Genomic DNA, 18,935 nt, shown 5'->3' with positions numbered 1-18,935 from the left:
AAGGATTATGCGCAGTGCCTAGTTTGAATGCCGGCCACCATCTCACTGATCTGCCGAAGAAAACTGGATAAATGTCCCGGTGAGCTGCGCATAATCATCGGGTGCGCATAATCACGCACATAGGTCCATAATCGGCCGGTATCGGTCTTGCCCTTGGCCAGGACCGGCACCGTCGTGTCGTCGCCGTGCAGACGCGAAGCGGCCAGCACATGGGCTTCGAGCCGCTTGAACAGCGGCATCAGCGCCGCGGCGCCGGCGCCGACCTGATCGGCGAGCGTCGACAGGCTGAGCGGCACGCCTTCGCGCGCATAGCGTTCAGCCTCGCGGTTGAGCGGCTGATGCTGGCCGAACTTCTCGAACAGGATCATCGCCAGCAGGCCGGGACCGGCCCAGCCACGCGGGGTGGCGTGGAACGGCGCCGGAGCCTGGCTGATCGCCTCGCAGTCGCGGCAGGTGAACTTCTCCCGTACGTGCTGGATCACCTTCCATTGCCGCGGCACCACCTCCAGCGTCTCGGTGATATCCTCACCCAGCTTGCGCAGCCGATGGCCGCCGCAGCAGTGGCAAGCGGTCGGCGCCGGCTCGACCACGCGTTCGCGCGGCAGATGCTCGGGAAATGGCTGGCGCGCCGGCCGCTTGCGCACATAAGGCGCCACCTCGGTGGTGCGGCCTGCGGCCTGTTCGGCGGCGATCTCGTCTTCCGTTGCCGTGCTCTCGAGTTCCTCGAAGGTGAGTTCCATCTGGTCGTGCAGACGGGCTGAGCGTTCAGAACTCTGACCATGCAGCGCCCGCTGCAGCTTCCGGATCGTCAGATCCTGATGGGCGATCAGCGCCGCATCATCCGATGCCTTGGCCCTGGCGACCGCCAGTTCGGCCTCGACCAGCGCAGCGCGTGCGGCCTCGTCTTCGGCTCTGGCCAGCGCCGCGCTCAGCGCTGCTCTCAGCGCGCCGATATCGTCCGGAACAGCATCCTGGGCGGGGGCAACCATGCTCTGAAGTGAATCATAAAACGCGTCCGCTGACTCGCGGAAAATGGCGCAAACGCAAAGAAAAACTCAGCCCGCGCGCTGCGGGCGGAACGTGTGGCGCGGGTTGCGCCAATCGATCCCGTCGAGCATGTAGGCAAGCTGCGCCGGTGATATGGAAACCGTGCCGTCCGCCGGCGACGGCCATAGAAACCGGCCCTTCTCGAGCCGTTTGGCATACAGCGACATGCCGAGCCCATCATGCCAGATAATCTTGATCAGGTTGCCGCTGCGGCCGCGGAAGACATAAAGATCGCCGGCATGCGGATCCCGGCCCAACGTCTCCTGAACCTGCAGAGCGAGACCCTGCATTCCGCGACGCATATCGGTCTGGCCGACTGCCAACCAGATCCGCACCTGGCTCGGAACCGGGATCATGAAACGCCCAGCGCCTTCACCATCGCTGCCGCCAGTGTTGGCGGCGTGGTCAGCGGAATCCGCAGCCGCACCTTGCCGGCGACCTCCAGCTCGATCACCGCTGGGGATGCCGCCGGCCGCGAAACGGCGACAGGCTCATCGGGAGCCACGACAACTTCGGCAAAGCCCGTCTCGCGGGCTCTCACCGTGCGGCGCCACTTATAGATCAGGCTGGTCGCGACATCGTACTGACGCGCTACCGCCGCCACTGTGGCCCCGGGCGCGAATGCCGCGGCCAGTATCCGGCACTGATCCTCTTCACGCCAACGACGACGACGCTCAGGCCCGGTCAATAACGTCACATGGCTCATGCTGTGCTGCTAACTTCGCTCGAAAGGACGACCTTAAGAGCGCAGCTTCGCTACCGGGCCATGCTCCCGCAAGGCGGCCCTCGCCGGAGGCGTACGCGACGATCGAACTGGCGAACTGTTCAGATCCTATGAAGGTGCGCCGGGAGAACGGCAAGGAGTAGATGGTGAAAGTCCATCACGATGGAGGAGGAGCAATCCACGTCGGCCCGGGCCGTGCGCAGGGGCTCCCTGACGGGCGCAATCCTACGCACCCGCGGCGACAGCCGCAACTTTTTCGGGCGGGATCCTTGTTTCTCGCTTCTCGCCGCCAAAGCATCGTTCTTGGGTGTTTTTCGGCGTGCAATATTGGCCGCCCATCGCTGTCCGCAAATTAATCGCCCTCGATCTTGACTACCGCGCAACCCACTTCCGTAATAAAGCGTGCTGCGTTTTCGAAAGGCTTGTTCAGGGACGCTTCGGTTTGATGGTCATCGCCGACCGACCGACCTGTGCATCATCTCGCCCAATTTCGCCAGATAAGCTTCGTTCTGAGCGATCCATGGGAACGAGAAGTTAAGCGCTACGAAGTTTCGGAAGGAGGCCTCAATCGAGAAGATTGGACCTGGGAGAAAACTGAAGTCGGATTCTATCGCTTGAAGCAAAGCGCTAGTAGCATCGAAGCCGACTGGTCCTCGTACCCAGCACATGTACCCACCGACGGGCGGCGATACGACACATTCACTTGGAAAATGTTCTGCGATTAAATCGAGGCCCCGTTGCATTCTCGCGGCAAGTGTGCAGCGCAACTGCCTCAAATGTCGATCCTGACTACGGGTGGCCAGAAACGTGGCGATCGCGCGCTGGACAATACCATCACCGCTGTTCAATCCATGTGCATACTGGTGCGTCATCAAACGTCGTGTGTGGGTGCCGGCAATGATCCAACCCAATCCATACGCTGGCGGGAGCGAGGCCATGAAACTTCCAAATTGCACCACAATGTCGGATGGATCGTGTTGTTTGAACGAAGGCTGCCTGTTGCCATCGTAGTTCAGGTCGCTGAACATGTCATTTTCCAAGATAAGCACTTGGTGTTGGCGAGCAATTTCTACAATACGGCGCATTGTTTGCTCGGAATAGGTCACTCCTGTGGGATAGTGATGGGAACCCATAAGCAATGCCACGCGAACCGAATTAGAGCGGACAAGATGCAGGAATTGTTCGGGATCGATGCCCGAGCGCGGGTGGGAATAAATTTCCACCACAGAAAGGCTCTTGCGGTTCAATCCTGCCAGCATTGGAAAAAAAGAAGGACTTTCGACAAGAACGACTTCTCCTGGCTTGGTAAATGCATTGAGGCACATGTCGAAGCACGACATGCCCGTGTTGCCGACAACGATGTCCCCGTGTCCGACGACGCTTCCCCGCCTTGATGCGCGGCGGGAGATTTCATGTCGCAACTGCACGTCGCCTTGTGGTGAATCGCACCCAACGAGCCTGGTTTCGCCTTGGCGCAAAAGCTGGCGCAACAGCCGGTCTATGTCGTTGCGGTCGAATAGGTCCGGACTTGGATAGAAGCTGCCAAACGCGCCAAGCTCATTTGAATACCAAATATGTAGCAAAGCCTCAGGCAGACTTTTTACCGCCTCTCGCTCGACATCGTGGCTATTGTATCCTGCGCTTGCCGTTGGAGCCGGCACACCGACGACATAGAAACCCGACCGGGGCCGGGCCTCGCAAATCCCGCCAGCCTCCAAGAGCTCGTATGCATGATGCACTGTCATCGGGCTATAGCCGGTATCTTCACTTAATTGCCGGACAGACGGCAGGCGATCACCGACTTTCAAAGTCCCGGTGCGAATGCGGCGCTTGATGAGGTCAACGACAAATTCGTAGCGGCGCATAGCCGACGTTTTGGAAACACGGGTCATAGGACTGAAATTCCTATCGTAACTGGCACCTGCGGTGTCTGCACGAGAAAGCCGTTTTACCTTTTAACGTACAATGGGTGGCAGTCCGATCCGTCGCGATAATTGAGCCTTCCGCACCGCCGTAACCGGCGACCGGACAATATGGATCCTTCTGGACCGGCAAAATGCACAAAAGCGACCTATTCCGCGGAGCACAGTTTCTGGCGAGGAGGCGTTTCGAGGTTTTGCTTTGGCTGGTGGGCCGTCTGTGCTGAACGAATTCGCAGGAATTTGACACTGGTGCATCTCCAGATTTTTGTTTCTTTTGTCATGTTGGTAACGTTCAAAGTTGCCAGGCGCTGAGGAAGGTTTATGGAAACGGTCGTTATCATCGGAGGAGGATTAGCAGGACATCGTGCTGCCACAACGCTCGCCGAGCTGCGTCCTGAGCAGCGCACGGTCCTGATTCATGGCGAAACCGGGACACCCTATGACAGACCGCCACTGTCCAAGGACTTTCTCTTGGAGGGCAAGAGGCCGACTCTGAAAGGGTCTGAGCTCTATGCCGACGGCGTCGTTTTACGAGATGGAACAAAGGCCACTCTCATCGACCCTCTTCGACGCATCGTCCATACTGATAACGGTGATCCGGAACACTACGACAAGCTTTTAATCGCTACGGGATCTCGGGTCCGGCATTTGGAGAACTTCAGTGTGGACCCGGCACAAGTTCACTATTTGCGCACTGAATCAGACGCTTTGCGATTACGCGGGGTTCTTGCGCATGGCAAACGGCTGGCAGTTGTCGGTGGCGGTTTTATAGGACTGGAGGTATCGGCGATCGCTCGCCGCTTGGGGTGTCAAACAACGGTTTTTGAGCTGGCGCCGCGACTGCTGCCGCGCAGCGCCTCGCTCTCCTTGTCAGAATGGGTCGCGACGCGCCACGCGAGCGAAGGTGGTGAGCTCCGTTTGAACTGTGCAAATCTGCGCATGTCGAACAATTCAAAGGGCGAGGTCCTTCTGACTTGGGATGGGGGGGCGGCCGTTGCTGACATGGTCCTTATTGCCATTGGGATCGGGCCAAATGCAGAAATTGCAGCTGACGCAGGCATCGACACCGCCGACGGGATCGTTGTGAACGCACGCTGCGAAACGTCCGTTCCGGGAATATATGCTGCCGGAGAAGTGACGAACTATCCTGTGCCCGCGCTTGGCCGGCGGCTACGCAGTGAGAGCTGGACTGTGGCAGGCGATCAGGCCGTTGTGGCCGCAAAAGTCATGTGCGGTCTGGATGCGCAGTATCAGGACCTACCTTGGTTCTGGTCCGATCAGTGCGGCGTGACCCTCCAGTCCTTCGGACTGCCAGCCCTCGCGACGCGCCTGTATCGCATCGGGGACGTCGCGAGCGAACGGTGGCTGGAGATTGGCACCGATGACCATGGAGGTTTTGTCAGTGCCGTGGGGGTCAACCCTGGTCGTGACATGACGCAGCTCCGGCGAGACGCAAAGGCTGCCAAGCCCATATCTCCGGATATTATGAGCCGGGCCGAGGAAGTCGATCCGTCTGACTTATACCTGGCAGCTGGCTGATTACGCCAATCGGAGTGAACTGTGACAACAGCAGAAAAGAACATAGATACTGCGCCGCAAAATTCTGAATGGATAATTCTTTGCGCCCTTTCCGATCTTCAAGAGGATTCCGTAACGCCGGTCGAAATCGACGATAAACGGATTGCTATTTACCTGATCGACAACAAAGTATATGCGACCACCAACGTGTGTTCACACGCGTTCGCTCTCCTTTCCGACGGCTGGCTGGAGGGGACCCTTATCGAGTGCCCTTTGCATGGTGCTCAATTTGAAATCACCTCGGGTGAAGTGGTTCAAGGCCCGGCTGACTGCCCGATCACCGTGTTCGAGACGAAGGTGGAAAGCGGCCAGGTCCTGGTGCGTCTTCCCGTAGCGTGAAGTCGCGCCAGAGCTGGGGCCGAAACACGCTGTACGTTGGTGCCCGCGCACGTATTCCAGTGGCCATGCTAGTCCTCAGGCAGACGGCATCGTCTTTCGCACCAGGTGCCATCGGAGATCTGTGACGTCGCTTCGGTCGTGTAAGCCTTGGGTTGCATCGACCAGCTCAAGTTGGGGAGGAACGGGGTGGATTACGTCAACGTTGGAAGGACCGGCCTCAAGGTTTCTCGGATCTGTCTTGGCTGTTTAAGCTTCGGCTTAACTGAGCGGCGCTGGGGTTTGAGCGAGGATCAGAGCCGACCAATCATCAAGCAGGCGATCGAAGGTGGAATCAATTTCTTCGATACCGCCAACACGTATGGCCACGGAGCGAGTGAGCAGGTTCTGGGCCGAGCTGTCCATGATTATGCCCGGCGCGACGAGGTGGTGATCGCGACGAAGGTCTACTACCCGATGCGGGCCGATCCAAACGGACGCGGCCTTTCACGCAAGGCGATCATGGCGGAGGTGGAGGGGAGCCTGCGCCGCCTCAACACCGATTATATCGACCTTTACCAAATCCATCGCTGGGACGACGCTACTCCGATCGAAGAGACGCTCGACTCACTACACGACGTCGTCAAATCCGGGAAGGTTCGGTATATCGGTGCATCCTCAATGGCTGCATGGCAATTCTGCAAAGCGCTCCAACTCGCTGGCAATCATGGTTGGACCCGCTTTGTCTCCATGCAACCGCACTACAATCTCCTCTATCGCGAGGAAGAACGCGAGATGCTCCCTCTGTGCGAGAGCGAAGGTGTTGGCGTCTTACCGTGGAGTCCGCTTGCGGGGGGGCGTCTCGCGCGCCCTTGGCAGGAAGAGGCAGACACCCTTCGCGGGCGGACCGACGAATTGAGCGCGGGTAATTACGCCGGAACGCAAGGAGCGGACAAGATCGTCGTCGACCGTCTTACGTCGCTATCGCAAACACGGGGCCTCCCTCATGCGCAGCTTGCCTTGGCGTGGCTGCTTTCGAAGCCGGTGGGGACTGCACCCATCGTCGGCGTGACGAAGCCGCAACATCTCGAAGACGCGTTCGCGGCCGTCGGCGTGAAGCTATCGGAAGATGAGGTCAAATTACTCGAGGCGCCGTACGTGCCACATCCAGTTTCAGGACTTTAGCTATAGGCGACGGGGACGGCAGCGAGAGCGCGCTACGCGATACATCCAAGCCAATCTCAATCGCGGACGGTCTTTGATTTTCCCAAAAGATTCGATCAAACTTAGGAGCGGTTAATGGTTCAGCGCATGAAATTCTACATCGATGGCATATGGACAGAGCCCGCGTCGCCGAACCGAATGGCCGTAGTCAATCCTGCAAACGAAGAGACAATGTATGAGATAGCTCTCGGGTCGAAGGCTGATGTAGATGCGGCGGTCGATGCAGCCAAACGGTCATTCAACGACTTTTCCAACACATCACGCCACGAGCGCCTCGCACTCCTGGGAAGAGTTATCGATGTTTACCGTTCAAGGTTTGCAGACATTGCGGCATCCATTTCCGACGAAATGGGCGCACCTTTGGGGCTTGCAGACAGAGAACACGCTGCAGCGGGCTTGGCCCATTTTGAAACGATACGCAGTGTTCTTGAGAAGTACAGCTTCGAGGAGACAATCGGCTCGTCGCTGATCGTGCGAGAACCGATTGGTGTAGTGGGGATGATTACGCCGTGGAACTGGCCCATGAACCAGATCGGGGCCAAAGTCGCGCCAGCGCTCGCGGCTGGCTGCAGCATGGTCCTGAAGCCTTCTGAGTTTACGCCAAGTTGCGCATTGATCTTCACAGAGATTTTGCATGAGGCTGGCGTGCCCCGCGGTGTATTCAACCTCGTCAATGGCTTGGGGCCTGAGGTTGGTGTTGCAATGAGCGAGCATCCTGACATCGACATGATGTCCTTCACTGGTTCGACGCGCGCGGGCGTAGACGTGGCCATCCGATCTGCCGCCACCGTCAAGCGTGTCAGCCAAGAACTAGGCGGAAAGTCGCCCAATATCATTTTGGATGATGCAGATCTTGAGCAGGCTGTCGCCAGCGGTGTCGCCTACATGATGCTCAATACTGGCCAGTCATGCGACGCACCCAGTCGAATGATTGTCCCCGCAGCCAAGATGCGGGAGGCCGCGCGCATAGCGAAAATGGCTGTGGACCAGATGAAGGTCGGGGATCCGCGAGCCGTAGCCACCACCCACGGCCCCGTCGTCAATCGGACTCAGTGGGAGAGAATTCAAGCGTGGATTGAAAGGGGTCTTGCAGACGGCGCGACGTTGGTCGCGGGCGGCACAGGCCTGCCAGAGGGCCTTAATAATGGCTATTATGTTCGACCAACCATTTTCGCGGATGTAACGTCCGATATGGCAATCGCGCAGGAAGAGATTTTCGGCCCTGTTTTGGTGCTGATGAAGGCCGAGGATGAGGCGCACGCGATACGCATCGCCAATGATACCCCGTACGGTCTTGCCGGCTACGTTACGTCTGGGTCGGTAGACCGTGCTCGCAACGTTGCTCGGCAGATTCGAGCGGGCAGTGTCAACATTCAAGGGGTGTTTCCTGATTTGGCCGCGCCATTCGGTGGATACAAGAGGTCGGGAAATGGCCGTGAATGGGGAAGATTCGGTATGGAAGACTTCTTAGAGACAAAAGCGATCGCGGGCTACTAGATGTTCGGTCCCGGCATTTGCTGGAGCGGATTGAGGGTGAAGCGTTCCGGTTGTGACGCCCACGCCTTGCAGATGAACTCGTAGGGCGTGAGACCCTTGAGGGTCTTGAGTCTGCGAGCGAAGTTGTAGGCGGCAACGAAGTCGGCGAGATGGGTGCGTAGCTGGTCATGGCTCTCGTAGTAGAAGCGCTTGACGGTGGCGTCCTTGATGGTCCGGTTCATTCTCTCGACCTGGCCGTTGGTCCACGGATGCCTTGCCTTGGTCGTGCGGTGCTCGATGTCGTTCCTGGCGCAGGCGTATTCGAAGGCGTGAGCGCGGAAGATCTCGCCATTGGCGATTGCCTCCTTGATCAGCGGCACCGCCGAGCCACCGGCACCGGGGGTGGTGAACTGGATGCCGTTGTCGGTAAGCACGGTGTGAATCTTGTAGGGCACGGCCGCGATCAGCCGGAGCAGGAACTCTTTAGAGACGGCGGTGGGGGCCTTCTCGTGCAACTCGACGAAGGCGAACGTCGAGGTGCGGTCGATAGCGACGAACATGTGCAGTTTGCCCTGCTCGGTCCTGACCTCGGCAATGTCGATGTGGAAGTAGCCGATCGGGTAGCTCTTGAATTTCCTCTTCGCCGGTTTGTCGCCCTCGACATCCGGGAGCCGGCCGATGCCATGGCGTTGCAGGCAGCGATGCAATGAAGACCGTGTCAGGTGCGGGATGGTCGCCTGAAGCGCATAGAGGCAGTCGTCGAGCGGCAGCAGCGTGTAGCGGCGGAAAGCGACAATGACCGCCTCCTCCTCAATCGAGAGCACCGTCGATCTCGGTTCCTTCGGACCAGTCGGCAGATCGGCGACCGAAGCTCGCCTCTTCCACTTTGCAACCGTCTTCTGGTTGATCCCGTAGCGCTTGGCCAGCGTCCTCAGGCTCTCTTGACTATGCTGTATCGCTCGACGGACCGCCTCTGTCGTTGTGGCGCTCCCATGCAGAACTTGGCCCATAGCGCATCCTTTGATTCGGAAGGTAAGGATGCCCCATCAAAGTCTGGGATCAAACATCTAAAGCAACAGCGTCCCTTCGCGACCCATTAGCGGAGCAAATTCCATCCAGCCGGTCGCGATGTGGTGAGCAAGGGAATGCATGAAACTGCGGCGAGCTCTGGACGACGAAGTCCGCCCACGAAGCCTGACGCGGGATCTTCCCATTCCGCCGGTGTCCGTTTCCGTGTCGGGGCGGGGGGGATAGCTTCCACTTAATCGTTTGCGGATACTACGCCTCAAAGTAGGAGGCGGCCCCCATACGGATACGAAGATACACCGTGCGTCGATTGTTTCGGATAGACGTCATGGCGCCGCAGCGGATGCGCTCTATTCGCTCGTGGTCACAACGACGGTTCTACGGTTCTACGGCTCTCAAGACAGACTCTTACGTCCGCCTCGGGTCCTTCGTCACCAGGCACCGCCTGTGCCTTGCGCATAAGGGAGCAGTTCGGCCAGCGCTTCCCTGTATCCCGTTGCGATGCTGTGCGCGTGAGCGAATATTGAGAGCTCGGCTTTATAGCGCCTTCCCACGCAAATCACTGGGCGTGACGTCCGATGGTATTGGGCAGAGGTATGGTCGCCCCCCCGTTTGTTGCTTCAACTCCGCCTTTGCACGAGCGATGATCTCTGGATTGCGTATGCAATCTGCCGCCGTAGAAGCCATGACCTTGGCAGCCAATATCATCCCCTTGTGGGCCGCCGGCAGATCGCCTTGAGTGACCAGCTGCCAACTGTGGAAGGACGTGCCAATGGCGAAACAGGCTGTTTGACACTGTACAGTGGGCACGATCCAGCTGACGTCGCCCACATCTGTCGAGCCGAACTCGAATTGGTCTGTCCCTAACGGTAGAAGGCTATCGTGGAGAAGGTTGTTCTTAAGCGAAACATCGCGACCCGCGACGCTGGCCAGCGCATCTTCATCCGTAAGCGCCACCTTGCGAAGCTGCTTGGCGAACTCATAGTCAGCCCCATCAAAGGGGGGCGGGCCGACACGGCGCATGTTCTCGTACATAACATCATACAGCGCCTTGTTAGGCAAAATGTTCGAGTAGCCGCCAGTGATTTGCACCTTAACAGATGTCTCGGTCATAAGCGCAGCGCCTTCTGCAATCTTTTGCACGCGCGCGAACACCCGCTCAGCATCTTCCCAGTTCGGAGAACGAATAGAATAACATGACTCGGCATACGCCTGCACGACGTTAGGGAACTCACCGCCAGCGTTGATAATGGCATAGTGAACGCGAGCGTTTGAGGGCATGTGCTCGCGCATGTAGTTGACGCCAACATTCATTAGCTCGACTGCGTCGAGCGCGCTGCGCCCCAGATGTGGATCCGCCGCCGCGTGCGCTGCGCGACCGGTAAAGGAGAAACGAGCCCACTTTGCGGCGTTGCAGGACTTTGTTAGCACTTCGTTAACCACCGCCGGATGCCAGCAGAAGGCGACATCGAGATCGTTAAAGGCGCCGGCTCTGGCCATAAAGGCCTTACCCCCTCCAGCTTCCTCTGCCGGGCAGCCGTAAAAGCGCACGGTACCTTCAATACGTTCGGCTGCGAGCGCGTCCTTTAATGCAACTGCTGCAAGCGCCGAGCCAGCGCCGAGAAGATTGTGCCCGCAGCCATGACCTGGTCCACCCTCGGTCGAGCTGGGCTCCGTTGCACTCGAGACTTGAGCAAGATCGGGAAGCGCATCGTATTCTCCGAGAATGCCGATTATGGGGCTGCCCTCGCCGAACTCGGCGATGAAGGCGGTAGCGATGCCGCCGACATTCCTGGTGATGCGAAAACCTTCGCGCTCGAGCATAGCGATGTGCTCTGCAACCGAGCGATGCTCCTCAAATGCTAATTCTGGCATTGCCCAGATGCGGTCGCTTAAGGCGCAGTAGTCGGCAGCTTTCGCATTCACGTGACGGACGATTTCATCAAGGCTGAGAGGGTCATTTTCCATAGTTACTGAATTCCCTGAGTCACTCTGTCGTTCAAGCGGGTAGGTACTGATTGTTAGAATTAGTCTGCTCTCTAAAGAGCCACGCCCGGTTAATCTACATCCGGTTCTCTCGATGAACTCGGTTCCGCCAAGCAAAGTAAGCATCGAGCGCCAACGCATTGATAGATGCAGATCGCAGAAAATCGCATCAGTACAACGCCACCATCAAGTGTCTTAGTGACCGTGGCAGCCTGATGCACACAGAGATAAGGAGCGCGTCTGCGCTAACTAATCCGGTTCTTTGCTTTTGTCAGGCGAGCCGGCGGAGTCCAACAAGCTCACAGGAACGCTAACGCAGAATCTGCTTTGATCTCGGTCCTACTTGACAGTGCCAAATCAGTACACCTGCAAAGCTTAGATCACGCATCGTTATAATGCCGTAGCCGAATTCATCCGGAGGGGCATCGACGCCGCAACGCCAGTAGTGCGGGTTCGAGCAACGCCGTGAGAATGCTCGTCACTATCGTGCTGCCTCCCGTTGCGTAGTCACCCACGATGTCTTCACGCGCGACCGGCTTACCATTGCGTCATTGCGTTCTCTCGGAACGGCAATTTGTCGCGTGCGGATTCGACTGAAAAGGCCCGGCTCGAAAGCCGGGCAAGGTTGCGCGGGTGGAGGGAGGCACCGACGCGGGGAACCTCATTAAATTGGTGGTATCGCGAAGAGTCACATCGCTAATTCCCCGCACTCGCCATCCTCCGCCCGGCGGTCGCCTTCTCCAGCCAGCCGAGTTCCATCTCCGGCACGGACGACAGCAGGAGATCGGTATAGTCGTCGAACGGCGGCGTCAGCACCTGGCTCTTCGAACCGTACCGCACCACCTCGCCGCGATACATGACGGCTATGGAATCGGCGATCGACTTTACCGTGGCGAGGTCGTGGGTGATGAAGAGATAGGCGACCTGCTCGATCTTCTGGAGGTTCAGCAACAGCTTCAGGATGCCGTTCGCGACCAGCGGGTCGAGGGCCGATGTCACCTCGTCGCAGATGATCAGCTTGGGTTTGGCGGCCAGCGCGCGCGCAATGCAGACGCGCTGCTTCTGGCCGCCCGAGAGTTCTGCAGGATAACGGTCGATGAAGCCGGTACCCATCTCGATTTCCGCAAGCAACTCCTTGACCCGCTTGTCGCGCGCCGCACCCCTGAGGCCGAAATAGAAGGTTAGCGGCCGGCCGATGATGGTGCCGACGGTATGGCGCGGGTTCATCGCCACATCGGCCATCTGGTAGATCATCTGAAGCTGGCGGAGGTCTTCCTTGGTACGGCCGCCGAGTCGGTTGGAAAGCTTACGGCCCTCGAAGCTGATCTCACCCTGCTGCGGCGGCAGCAGGCCGGTGATCGCCCGCGCCAGCGTCGATTTTCCAGAGCCGGATTCGCCGACCACAGCCAGCGTCTGGCCGGGATGGATATCGACCGAGACGTTCTTCAACACCTTTAAAATGCCGTTGCCGTAGGCGGCCGTGACGTTCTTCACCGATAGGATCGGTTTCGGCGTCGGATGCTTCTCTTCGTGCTCGATATGGTGCACGGAGACCAACGCTTGGGTATAGGCCTGCTTTGGCTCCTTGATGATCCGATGGGCGGTGCCCGTCTCGACCATCTTGCCATGGCGCAGCACCATGATGTCGTCGGCCACCTGCGCTACGACCGCAAGATCATGGGTGATGTAGAGCGCCGCGACGCCGGTAGCGCGGATTGCTTGCTTGATCGCGGCGAGCACGTCGATCTGCGTCGTCACGTCGAGCGCCGTGGTCGGTTCGTCGAAGATGATCAGATCCGGCTCAGCGCAGAGCGCCATGGCCGTCATCACGCGTTGCAATTGTCCGCCGGAGACCTGGTGCGGATAGCGCCTGCCTATATTTTCCGGGTCGGGAAGGCTGAGTTTACGGAACAGCGCCACCGCCCGGCGTTCGGCCTCGGCGCGGTTGGCTAAGCCGTGCTTGAGCGAGCTTTCCACCACCTGGTCCATCAGCCGCTGGGCGGGATTGAAGGCCGCCGCCGCGGATTGCGCGACATAGCATACTTCATGGCCGCGCAGTTTGCGGATGCCGTTCTTACCCTGCTTGAGGATGTCGCGGCCGTTGAGGATGACCTCGCCGCCGGTGATGCGCACGCCGCCGCGGCCATACCCCATCGGCGAGAGGCCGATGGTGGATTTGCCAGCGCCGGATTCACCGATCAGGCCCAGCACCTTGCCTTTTTCGAGCCTCAGCGATACGTCATCGACGATGGTGATCGTCATCGGCTTTTCGCCGGGCGGATAGGTGGTCGCCTCAATGCGAAGATTGCGGATGTCGAGCAGAACATCAGCCATTGCCGCGCCCTCCCTTGAGATCGGTGGTGCGGTTCAGGATCCAGTCGGCGACCAGGTTGACGGAGATGGCGAGCGCGGCAATCGCCGCAGCCGGGATCAGCGCCGCCGGGATGCCGAAGACGATGCCATCCTTGTTCTCCTTGACCATGCCGCCCCAGTCCGCTGCCGGCGGTTGCACGCCGAGGCCGAGGAAGGAGAGAGCGGAGAGGAAGAGCATCGCATAGATGAAGCGCAGCCCGAGTTCCGAGACCAGCGGCGAGAGCGCATTGGGCAAGATCTCGGCGAAGATCACCCACCACTTGCCTTCGCCGCGCAGTTTGGCGGCCTCGACGAAATCCATGACGTTCAAGTCCGATGCGATCGCGCGCGAGAGACGGAAGACGCGGGTCGAGTCGAGCACACCCATGACCAGGATCAGCGTGGCCAGCGTCGAAGGCAGCACCGAAAGCACCACGAGACCGAAGATCAACGTCGGGATCGCCATCAGCAGGTCGACGAAACGGGACATCAACATATCGAACCAGCCGCCGACCACCGCAGAGGTGAAGCCGAGGATTGCGCCCATCGAGAAGGAAAGCAGTGTCGCCAGAACCGCGATCATAATCGTCGTCTGGGCACCATAGATCATGCGCGAGAGCAGGTCTCGGCCAAGATTATCGGTGCCGAAGAGACATTTCGCCGCTATAGGCTCCCAGACGCCGCCGGCGATTTCGCCGAGGCCGTAGGGGGCGATCCACTGTGCAAAGATCGCCACCAGGAAGAAGAGGGTGGTGATAACAAGGCCGATGAGCGCTCCGATGGGAATACGTCTTAACATGGCGCTCCTTACCTCGGATGCCTGAGGCGCGGATTGGCGAGAATGGACGTCACGTCGGCCACGACATTGAGGAAAATATAGACGGCGGCGAAGATCAGGCCGACGGCCTGGACGACGGGCACGTCGCGCTTGGCGACATGGTCGACGAGATACTGCCCCATACCCGGATAGACGAAGATCACCTCGACGACCACGACGCCGACGACGAGATAGGCGAGGTTCAGGATCACGACATTGATGATGGGCGCTAGGGCATTGAATAAAGCATGCTCACGGATGACCTCAAACGCCGTCAACCCCTTCAGTTCCGCCGTCTCGATATAGGCCGACTGCATCACGTTGAGGATCGCGGCACGCGTCATGCGCATCATATGGGCCAGCACGCCCAGCATGAGGGCCGTGCAGGGCAGCGCGATCGCCTGCATTCTGTCGAGGAAGGGCATGCCATCGTAGACCATCGAAGTGCCTGGGAAGATCTGGAACTTCACGGCAAAGAAATAGACCAGGAGATAGCCGATGAAGAATTCCGGCAGCGAAGTGGACGCCAGCGCAAAACCGGAGATCAGCTTGTCGATTGGCCCGTTGCGGTAGCGCACGGCGACGAGGCCGAGGATGATGGCAAGCGGGACCGAGATGATCGCCGCCCAGAAGGCCAGAAACAAGGTGTTCCAAAGCCGCTCCTTTATCGAGGTGGCGATATCGAGCTTGCTGGTCAGCGCGGTGCCCAGATCGCCATGGATGATGCCAAAGAGCCAGTGAAAATACCTGACATAGGCCGGATCGTTGAGGCCCATTTCCTTGCGGAGATTCTCGAGCGCGACCGGGGTGGCCGACTGGCCGAGGATGGACTGCGCGACGTCGCCCGGCAGGATCTGCGTGCCGGCGAAGATCAGCACTGAAACGGCCATTAACAGCAGGAGGCCCAGCGCTATGCGCTGGGCAATGAGGCTCAGAATCATGGTCCGTCTAGGCCTGCAGCCAGCACTTGGAGAGGGCGTAGCCGCCACCCATAAGTTCAAAGCTGCCATCGGCGACCCAGCCGCCAACCTGCGGCCCAGTGGCATCGATGAAGTCGTTGAACACCGGGATGATCGAGCCGCCTTCGTCGTGGACGATTTGACCCATGTCGGCATAGAGCTTCTTGCGCTTGTTCGCATCGAGTTCGCCGCGTGCCTGTAGCAGCATTTGGTCGAACTTCTCGTTGGAAAAGCGGGTTTCATTCCATGGCGCTTTAGATTGATACAGGAGGGAATACGTAATGTCCTGCGTCGCCCGGCCGCCGAAATAGGATGCCGCGAATGGTTCCTTGCCCCAAACGTCGGACCAGTAGCCGTCGCTCGGGTGCCGCTTAACCTCCATAGTGATTCCTGCTTTCGCCGCGCTCTGCTGGTAAAGCTGAGCAGCGTCCACCGCGCCCGCAAAGCCGACGTCGGACGTGTGAAGGAGTACCGACCCCGAATGCCCGGACTTTTTGTAATGGAAGGCTGCCTTATCCGGATCGTACGAGCGCTGCCCAATTTTGGTGAACAGTGGATAGGCATTGTTGATCGGTGTGTCATTGCCGAGAGAGCCGTAGCCCCCGAGGATTTTCTGAACTATCTCATCGCGGTCGATGGCGTATTTTAGTGCAAGCCGCAGGTCGTTGTTGTCGAAGGGGGCTGTGTCGCTAAGGCAATAGAAAGTATAGAAGCCTCGGCTGCCAACGTTACGAATCGTGATGCCAGGAGAGCGCTTGAGGAGTTCAGCCACCTTCGGATCAACTCGGTTGATGATGTGGACCTGCCCGCTCCGCAACGCAGAGGTGCGGGCCGTCGCGTCGTTCATGATGATGATCTCGACCTGGTCAGCAAAGCCGCGATCGTCGCGCCAGTAACTGGCGAATCTTTCGCCACCATGTCGAACACCCGGTTCGTTGACCGTGATCTTGTACGGACCGGTACCGATGCCTGCAGTCGGATTGTCCTTGCCGCCATTCGGCTGGATCACCAGGAGGTGTGAGTTCATTATGAACGGAAAGTCGGCTATGGCTTCCTTGAGCGTGAAGACCACGTTCTGGCCGTCGACGGCAATCTTGTCGATGCCCTGCATGAGGGGGAGCACGGCCGACTTCGAATTAGCGTCGGAGTGGCGTTCCATGGTGGCCGCCACGTCGGCGGGCGTCATTTCCTTGCCATCGTGGAACTGCACGCCCTTGCGGATCTTGAAAGTCCAGACCTTGGCGTCTTTCGAGGCGCCCCATTCCTCGGCAAGTTGCGGCCGCAATTCTCCATCTGGATCCCGCTCAACGAGCTGTTCACCCCACTGACGGCTGAAGATTTGAGTTACTGATCCCAATATTGCCGCTGGATCGAGACTGTCTGTGGCTGATCCACCTTCCACCCCGGCTTTGAGCAAGCCCCCCTTCATAGGCCCCTCTGCCCTTGCGGCCGTGGCAAGCAGGTTGTTGGCAAACGCTGCACTGACGCCGAGCGCCGCCGCCCGACCTAGAAACTCGCGTCGGGACAGCTTACCTTTCGCGACGCGCTCACTGAGAAAACCCATTTCGTCAATCATCTTAGTTCCCCTTTTTTCCATGCGTTAATTGGTTTATACTTGCTAGCCGCACGAAGTAGTCTAGTTGCCGTTACGGTACGATCCGTCAAGGTGGCCAATCACACCAGCGAACGTCGGAAGCGATCGCCGTCCATGTGGACTGGCTCCTTTGATCGAGATCGGCTATCGCGACAGCGCTTCGCTCTTCCGGCGGAGGTCGAGCCGTTCTTCCTGCGCTGGTCCGGAGAAGGCCCCATTCTAACCTAAAGGTGTATGTAGAGAGTAGGTCGACGGTTACCGTTGGTCTCCTCGACCGACACGCGGTAGGTGTCGACCGATGGATCCTCCTCCATGCTATCGGCCTCGGCGCAGTTTGAGGTCTTTACCTCCACGCTCACGGGATAGCCGCGCACGTAAATCTTATGTGGATTGAACACGGACTGGCCGGTTTTGATCGCAAACTCCCAGCCATGCCAAGGGCATCGAATTATTTCGCCTTCTTGCTCGTACTCGAACTGCCCTGGCGTTCCGCCCTTGACCATTCCGTCGATAATTCCTCTACACAGAGGCGCGGCTTTATGTGGGCAGCTGTTGCGAACGGCATAGTATTCGTTGTTGACGTTGAAGATCCCGACACTCCGGCCTGCTATATCGACAATGCGTCGTCCGCCGACCGGGATCTCGTCTGCGTAACAAACTTCATATTTCTTGGGCACCGGTACCTCTCCCTACGCGGCCTGAGAGATTGCTGGTAGCGACAGTTTGTATGTCTCGATGGCATTTTCTGCGAAGATGCGTCGGCGCAGATCCTCTGGCTGGTCGGACAACGTCATCATCGGATCATCCGAATCCCAATGCGGGAAGTCGCTCGCAAACATCAGTGTTCGTGAACCACCAATCCAGTTGATAATCTGCTTTAGCGCTTCCGGATCGGCGGGCTCATCCAATGGTTGGGTGCCAAAACGAAAATGGTCCATCAGGTACTCACTTGGCAGCTTTTTTACCCATGGAGTCCACCGGCGAAGTCCCTTCCAATCGAGATCCATCTTCCACATCAGGGGCGCCACCCAGGCAAATCCGCTTTCGACCATCGCCACTTTCAAGGTCGGGAACTTTTCGAACACACCTTCGAAGATGAAGCTCGCTAGGTGCACAGCATAAGATGGCGGACGCAGCAGACGCATTTCGATATAGTAACTTGGCCATCCGGCCGCCGAGGGCGGCGGATTGATGCCCGTTCCTTCTGAGCCGAAGTGCATCGTCACCGCTAATCCGTGTCGGGCGCATGCTTCGTATATCGGATGATAAAAGCGCTGGCCAAAGGGCCGAGGTGCACCACAACTGAGCATGACTCCGCAAACGGAAGGATGTGAGCCAAGCCTATCGATTTCAGCCGCTGCCCCAAGGGGGTCCTGCGAGTTGATGGCGAGATTAAGTCTAAACCTCGCATCCTTGGCGATCCAATGCTCCATTGAGTAGTCGTTAAAAGCGCGGCACAGAGCACTCCCATAGTCGACGTCGGCGAGCGCGCTCGCCGTTTGCGCAGGGCCGCCCGTAAGAACCCCCAAATCGATACCATGTGCGTCTAGCAACAGCTTACCGCAACTCTGCGCGTCGCCATTACTACCTAATATTTCGCCATTCTCTTGCGTTTCAAAATCCACCCGAGTTCCGTGATATCCTCCGCTAGAGGCGTGGGGGTCCATTTCAATGCCACCGAAGCCCCACTCCGCAAAACGCTCAGCATTGAACTTGCTGAGATAAGGAAATAGTTCCGATTTTGTCCGGTAGCAGTGGTGGACATCGGTGTCCACAATTGTGAGTTTTTTCCGACTGCTCTTGACTAACCCGGAATTCATCTTTTTCTCCATTCGTGTTCTCAATCGGGAGCATGAAGCGCACGCAGGTGAGTGTGCTTGTCAGGACGATGGCATCTTTGTCAGCTCATTGAAAT

Annotated in this window: 15 protein-coding genes and 1 pseudogene; 4 read left to right on the top strand and 12 right to left on the bottom strand. The window is 58.4% G+C overall.

The genetic code is table 11. From position 1 onward, the window contains the following. Positions 1-104: 104 nt before the first annotated feature. The 4 genes and pseudogenes from tnpC to NKH78_RS25960 all read right to left on the bottom strand — a co-directional run. Positions 105-989: pseudogene (gene tnpC / locus NKH78_RS25975) on the bottom strand (IS66 family transposase); the annotation flags it as partial. A gap of 66 nt (positions 990-1,055) precedes the next feature. Further along, the gene (gene tnpB / locus NKH78_RS25970; RefSeq protein ID WP_352884661.1) at positions 1,056-1,403 is read right to left on the bottom strand and encodes an IS66 family insertion sequence element accessory protein TnpB; all 348 of its coding nucleotides are present in this window, start codon (positions 1,401-1,403) and stop codon (positions 1,056-1,058) included. Then, complete coding sequence (gene tnpA, locus NKH78_RS25965) at positions 1,400-1,753, bottom strand: IS66-like element accessory protein TnpA (protein ID WP_031239744.1); 354 nt, start codon at positions 1,751-1,753, stop codon at positions 1,400-1,402. The genes tnpB and tnpA overlap by 4 nt, the downstream gene beginning before the upstream one ends. A 467-nt stretch (positions 1,754-2,220) precedes the next feature. Continuing rightward, positions 2,221-3,663 (bottom strand): aminotransferase-like domain-containing protein, encoded by a 1,443-nt coding sequence (locus NKH78_RS25960; RefSeq protein WP_352884659.1) that lies wholly within the window; start codon positions 3,661-3,663, stop codon positions 2,221-2,223. A gap of 351 nt (positions 3,664-4,014) precedes the next feature. Between NKH78_RS25960 and NKH78_RS25955 the strand changes: the two genes are divergently transcribed. From NKH78_RS25955 to NKH78_RS25940, 4 genes are all read left to right on the top strand, one after another. After that, positions 4,015-5,232, top strand: a complete 1,218-nt coding sequence (locus NKH78_RS25955; protein WP_352884657.1) for an NAD(P)/FAD-dependent oxidoreductase — start codon at positions 4,015-4,017, stop codon at positions 5,230-5,232. Between the two features lie 21 nt (positions 5,233-5,253). Further along, complete coding sequence (locus NKH78_RS25950; protein ID WP_352884656.1) at positions 5,254-5,610, top strand: non-heme iron oxygenase ferredoxin subunit; 357 nt, start codon at positions 5,254-5,256, stop codon at positions 5,608-5,610. A gap of 186 nt (positions 5,611-5,796) precedes the next feature. Next, positions 5,797-6,771: an aldo/keto reductase gene (locus NKH78_RS25945; protein ID WP_352884655.1), complete on the top strand. Its 975-nt coding sequence runs from the start codon at positions 5,797-5,799 to the stop codon at positions 6,769-6,771. A 114-nt stretch (positions 6,772-6,885) separates the two neighbouring features. Continuing rightward, a complete protein-coding gene (locus NKH78_RS25940; protein WP_352884654.1) occupies positions 6,886-8,307 on the top strand; it encodes an aldehyde dehydrogenase family protein in 1,422 nt (473 codons plus the stop codon). On the opposite strand, the gene NKH78_RS25935 is transcribed toward NKH78_RS25940, so the two are convergent. The 8 genes from NKH78_RS25935 to NKH78_RS25900 form a co-directional block, all read right to left on the bottom strand. Continuing rightward, positions 8,304-9,296, bottom strand: a complete 993-nt coding sequence (locus NKH78_RS25935) for an IS481 family transposase (RefSeq protein WP_352884653.1) — start codon at positions 9,294-9,296, stop codon at positions 8,304-8,306. The two genes, NKH78_RS25940 and NKH78_RS25935, sit on opposite strands and share 4 nt — an antisense overlap. A gap of 553 nt (positions 9,297-9,849) precedes the next feature. Then, the gene (locus NKH78_RS25930; RefSeq protein ID WP_352884652.1) at positions 9,850-11,280 is read right to left on the bottom strand and encodes a M20 family metallopeptidase; all 1,431 of its coding nucleotides are present in this window, start codon (positions 11,278-11,280) and stop codon (positions 9,850-9,852) included. Positions 11,281-11,994: 714 nt separating this feature from the next. Continuing rightward, entirely contained in the window at positions 11,995-13,632 is a 1,638-nt protein-coding gene (locus tag NKH78_RS25925) for an ABC transporter ATP-binding protein (RefSeq protein ID WP_352884651.1), read from the bottom strand. Continuing rightward, the gene (locus NKH78_RS25920; protein ID WP_352884649.1) at positions 13,625-14,449 is read right to left on the bottom strand and encodes an ABC transporter permease; all 825 of its coding nucleotides are present in this window, start codon (positions 14,447-14,449) and stop codon (positions 13,625-13,627) included. Before NKH78_RS25920 ends, NKH78_RS25925 begins: the two co-directional genes overlap by 8 nt. Before the next feature lie 8 nt (positions 14,450-14,457). Further along, a complete protein-coding gene (locus tag NKH78_RS25915; RefSeq protein ID WP_352884648.1) occupies positions 14,458-15,408 on the bottom strand; it encodes an ABC transporter permease in 951 nt (316 codons plus the stop codon). 7 nt (positions 15,409-15,415) lie between these two features. After that, positions 15,416-17,002, bottom strand: coding sequence for an ABC transporter substrate-binding protein (locus tag NKH78_RS25910; RefSeq protein WP_352884647.1), 1,587 nt, complete (start codon positions 17,000-17,002; stop codon positions 15,416-15,418). 242 nt (positions 17,003-17,244) lie between these two features. Then, positions 17,245-17,697 carry a Rieske (2Fe-2S) protein gene (locus NKH78_RS25905; RefSeq protein WP_352884645.1) on the bottom strand — a complete coding sequence of 151 codons (453 nt, stop codon included), beginning with the start codon at positions 17,695-17,697 and terminating at the stop codon, positions 17,245-17,247. 12 nt (positions 17,698-17,709) lie between these two features. Further along, a complete protein-coding gene (locus tag NKH78_RS25900; RefSeq protein WP_352584740.1) occupies positions 17,710-18,852 on the bottom strand; it encodes an amidohydrolase family protein in 1,143 nt (380 codons plus the stop codon). Between the last annotated feature and the right edge of the window lie 83 nt (positions 18,853-18,935).

Source organism: Mesorhizobium sp. M0910, from assembly GCF_040319465.1.
Taxonomy (GTDB): Bacteria; Pseudomonadota; Alphaproteobacteria; order Rhizobiales; family Rhizobiaceae; genus Mesorhizobium.
This window is presented reverse-complemented; position numbering and strand designations above follow the sequence as displayed.

Coding starts and splice junctions, on each gene's coding strand:
- tnpB (WP_352884661.1), bottom strand. CDS start 1,403: ATGATCCCGGTTCCGAGCCAGGTGCGGATCTGGTTGGCAGTCGGCCAG.
- NKH78_RS25925 (WP_352884651.1), bottom strand. CDS start 13,632: ATGGCTGATGTTCTGCTCGACATCCGCAATCTTCGCATTGAGGCGACC.
- NKH78_RS25955 (WP_352884657.1), top strand. CDS start 4,015: ATGGAAACGGTCGTTATCATCGGAGGAGGATTAGCAGGACATCGTGCT.
- NKH78_RS25910 (WP_352884647.1), bottom strand. CDS start 17,002: ATGATTGACGAAATGGGTTTTCTCAGTGAGCGCGTCGCGAAAGGTAAG.
- NKH78_RS25900 (WP_352584740.1), bottom strand. CDS start 18,852: ATGGAGAAAAAGATGAATTCCGGGTTAGTCAAGAGCAGTCGGAAAAAA.
- NKH78_RS25920 (WP_352884649.1), bottom strand. CDS start 14,449: ATGTTAAGACGTATTCCCATCGGAGCGCTCATCGGCCTTGTTATCACC.
- NKH78_RS25935 (WP_352884653.1), bottom strand. CDS start 9,296: ATGGGCCAAGTTCTGCATGGGAGCGCCACAACGACAGAGGCGGTCCGT.
- NKH78_RS25915 (WP_352884648.1), bottom strand. CDS start 15,408: ATGATTCTGAGCCTCATTGCCCAGCGCATAGCGCTGGGCCTCCTGCTG.
- NKH78_RS25940 (WP_352884654.1), top strand. CDS start 6,886: ATGGTTCAGCGCATGAAATTCTACATCGATGGCATATGGACAGAGCCC.
- NKH78_RS25930 (WP_352884652.1), bottom strand. CDS start 11,280: ATGGAAAATGACCCTCTCAGCCTTGATGAAATCGTCCGTCACGTGAAT.
- tnpA (WP_031239744.1), bottom strand. CDS start 1,753: ATGAGCCATGTGACGTTATTGACCGGGCCTGAGCGTCGTCGTCGTTGG.
- NKH78_RS25960 (WP_352884659.1), bottom strand. CDS start 3,663: ATGACCCGTGTTTCCAAAACGTCGGCTATGCGCCGCTACGAATTTGTC.